The organism is Marinococcus luteus (genome assembly GCF_034497705.1).
GTDB lineage: Bacteria > Bacillota > Bacilli > Bacillales > Marinococcaceae > Marinococcus > Marinococcus luteus_A.
In genome coordinates this window covers 1-3,860 of record NZ_JAXRUV010000017.1, presented here as the reverse complement: position 1 = coordinate 3,860, position 3,860 = coordinate 1, and the positions used below count along the sequence as shown (strand labels likewise).

Sequence of the window (3,860 nt, the reverse complement as noted above, 5' to 3'; positions counted from 1 at the left end):
ACGGCGTGCGCAGCCCTGAAGCCCAGGCGTTGAAAGAAAAGCTCTACGACCTAGGCTACCTCGACATCGCCGAGCCGAATGACCACTTCGGGCCGAAGACGGAAACTGCCGTGCAAGCCTTCCAGCGTGACCATGATTTGTACGTAGACGGGGTCGCCGGGCCGAAGACGCTCGCCAAACTGGGTGAAGTCATGCAGAATCCGCCGTCGAACGACGACAGCACCGACAGTGGTTCTGGCGACAGCGGCGTCCTCAAAGACGGTGTGGACAGCCCGGCAGCGAAAGCAATGAAAGAAGACCTTTATACGCTCGGGTATCTGGACATTTCGAACCCGAATGGAAAATTCGGTCCGCAAACAGAAGCAGCCGTTAAAGAATTTCAGCGCGATCATGATTTGTACGTAGACGGTATAGCTGGCCCGAAGACACTCTCGAAGATCAGTGAAGTTCTCAGCACTAAAGAGAGCGATGATGGAGCGAGTGGGGAAGAGCCAGCTGATGTGGGTGATCCAGGCAACTATGGATCGATCTCGATCATGAAAGTAGGTACTAATCATGACGGTGTCGCCCAGCTGAAGCTCGATCTTGAAGCGCTTGGTTTCATGAGTGTAAGTAATCCATCCAACGAATTCGATTCCGCAACCGATAAAGCAGTAAAGGAATTTCAGCGTTCTGAAAATCTTGCGGTAGACGGTGTTGTGGGACCGAATACGATGAAAGCTCTGCGTGCAGCATTGAACGTAGAAGAAACGTTTCCATCTGAATCTGCTGTAGATGGCAAAACAATTGTTTTAGATGCCGGGCACGGAGGCAGTGATCCAGGCGCAGTAGCGAATGGATTAAGAGAAAAAGACATTAACCTTGAAACTACAAAATACGCGGCAAGCAAATTACGTGCAGCCGGCGCCAATGTGGTAATGACGCGGGAAACCGATAAGTACTTGACGCTTTCCCAACGTTCCTCTATCGGCAACAACGCTGATGCGGATGCCTTTATCAGTGTTCACACTAACGCGGGCGGCGGTAATGGTCTCGAAACATACTGGTATAGTAAGTACGAACGCGAGGAAAGCAAAGAACTCGCAGAAGAAATCCAGGCAGGTATGCTCCGGGAAACGTCCGGGCGGGACCGTGGAGAGAAGCAAGGTAATTTCTACGTGATTCGTGAAACACAAGTACCGTCTGTATTGGTGGAGCTTGGTTTCATCGATAATTCGACAGAAGCTTCCTACCTGAAGCAAAGCTCATACAGAGAAAAGCTTGCTGAAGGGATCTATCAGGGCACGAATTCGTACTTCAGTAAAAATTAAATGTAATGAACTGCTTTCAATAATATGCTCCCTTTTAAGCGTACAGATGAAAAACTATCTGTTTAGCTTGAAAGGGAGCATTTTTATTTTTTGTTTCTCTTATTTCACAGAAGAAAGTTACATGCCGTATAAAAATTTCATCAATTTAGGGATAGTATAACTACTCGTTGTCTCGGTCTGGGACTAGTTGAACTACCTTTGGGTGAAGACTTTGTTGAAGCGGTGGTAAGCTAAAGTTATTTTGTAATGACTAGTGGCATAAGAAATATTAAAACGGCTTGGTTTCAGTACTTCAACTGAATCAAGCCGTTTTAAATAACTTATTGTTCCTTAAGAGATGTAGTTCAAATTTTTTAAGAGTGAAGTATTACTGTGTTATCACTGCATACGGTCGCTTGTAGTACAGCGTTAATGCCTATCAATATTAGACGTAATATAAAAAGGCTGAAACGCTATCTTGAAGTAATTCTTTATTCAGTATACTTTGATTTTATACAAGTAGAAGCTGACATCTATTTTTTTGGCAAAGCAACAAGCGTGCTGGTGGAAACCTTCTGCGTAGAAAATGGTTTATTTCGAAGAAACCAATAGATTTTTGATTTCAAATCTCACACTTAACTTCCAATTCAAAGGCTATACTATTATTTATTCTTGTGCTCTGAATTTCTTTTTTATTTTTCTTCAATCTGCATAATATTGGAATCCATTTCATTAGTATCCACGGCGCTTCGGAATTGATCCCCGGATAAAGTAATAGTTTCTTCTTCCATAATAACGTCCATTTCCTGCAGTCGTTCGTTTTCCATTACCGGCTGAAGCGCCAGGACGTCTCCTTTATCTTCAGTCTGAAAGTATTCCATGCCTGAAAGATCGTCCGTGGAGAAAGACTCTTCCCAGCTGACTTCTGCATAGGATGAGCCGTCATATGGATCATCTACGCCTTCCAAGTAATCAAAGTCGCTGCCCCAGACATTTTCGGCATCCTCAGTGTGCCCACTTGCGGAAGCGGAATAAATACCTTCCACGAGCTGACCATCATAAGTAAGGACAGTACCACTCGTATCGTGGATGGCATCCAGAATCATCGATTTATTTTCCGGCCCGGTAGGAATACCGTGATACACCTGGGAGCGGGTATCATCGTATACATCGAAGTTGCTGTCCGGAGAAATTTGAGTGAAAGCATATGCCCGGGCGGCGACGGCCTGAACTTTAAACGCCTCCGGCTCGTCCCAACTGCTGTACATTTCGTAAGGAACCACACCTTCAAGATAATCATCGATGTCGACATGATTAACTACATCCATCACCCAGCTGCTCTGTTCTCCGTCGATGTCGGATTTCTTAAATTGTAGCTCGCCCCGATATTCGCTGCCTTCGTGCTGGAACGTGCCATCGCTTTCAGTTGATATACTGCGTTCAGTCGTTGCGCTCGTATCTCCATTAGTAATAACGAACTCTCCGCTGCCATCATCTCCGTAGGAAATCTCTGTAGTGCCTTCCAGGTCTTCAAGCACAGGCTTGCCGTCAGCGTCTACAATGTTGTAGCTGTCACTGCCTTCAATCTCGGCGGAGTTCTGTTCAGTATCGCCAAGCAGCACGCGGATATCACGATCCTGGTAATCACTGGATCTCGTAACATCAATATCAGTGTAATAATACTCAAGAATCTCCTCGTAGTCATTACCTTCCTGTGCCATACCGTAAGCTCCCCATTGGGTCATGCCGACGCCGTGGCCGTTCTGGTCTTTACCGTAGAAATCATAGGTTTTGCTTTCCATTTCAAGTAGAGCGGTTAATGTAGCGGCATCAGCTGTGCCGGTAACAGAAAGTCCCTGTTCCTCCTGATATTCCTCCACCCGGGCTGTGGTATCCGAATCAAAACTGTCACCTGAGTCCGTTTCAAACCCTGCCGCTGTTAAGTGCTGTTTTAATAGTTGTACATCGTCTCCTGCGTCTCCTTCCTGCAACTTGTGTTCAAAAGGAGAAGGAAATGATTCCGCTGCCTGTTCCTCCAGTGTTTCCTCTGTGACGCTGTCGTATAAGCCAGTAGCAGGCAGCCCCTGCTCTGCCTGAAATTCCTGAAGAGCTTCTTCTGTAGAATTATCAAAAGACCCATCTGGATCATCTGTCACATCGTAGCCAAGTATGTTTAGGCTGGTCTGCATTTCTTCGACACTTTCACCTGAGTCTCCACGCTTCAGGGCATCAGAATTTTGATCCAGAACGTCGCTGATTTTGGCGAGCGTGTCGTCGTCCGCGACGCCGTCAGCCGAGAGGCCGCGGTCCTCCTGGAAGGCGATGACCGCCTCCTCGGTCTGCGGGCCGAAGTGGTCGTTCGGGTCGGCGATGTCGAGGTAGCCGAGCTCATGGAGGTCCTGCTTCATGGCCCGGGCGTCGTCGCTGTGGACGCCGTCCTGGAGGACTTCGGAGTTTTGGTCCAGGGCGTCGCTGATTTTGGCGAGCGTGTCGTCATCCGCCACGCCATCTGCCGAGAGGCCGCGGTCCTCCTGGAAGGCGATGACCGCCTCCTCGGTCTGCGGGCCGAAG

General features: G+C 47.8%; 2 protein-coding genes. One reads left to right on the top strand and one right to left on the bottom strand.

Annotated features, from left to right (window positions below):
• A partial coding sequence (locus Q9M42_RS15470) for an N-acetylmuramoyl-L-alanine amidase (protein WP_322527331.1) occupies positions 1–1,310 on the top strand: 1,310 nt, incomplete at its 5' end.
• A 671-nt stretch (positions 1,311–1,981) separates the two neighbouring features.
• Here Q9M42_RS15470 and Q9M42_RS15465 read toward each other — a convergent pair.
• A partial coding sequence (locus Q9M42_RS15465; protein ID WP_322527330.1) for a peptidoglycan-binding protein occupies positions 1,982–3,860 on the bottom strand: 1,879 nt, incomplete at its 5' end.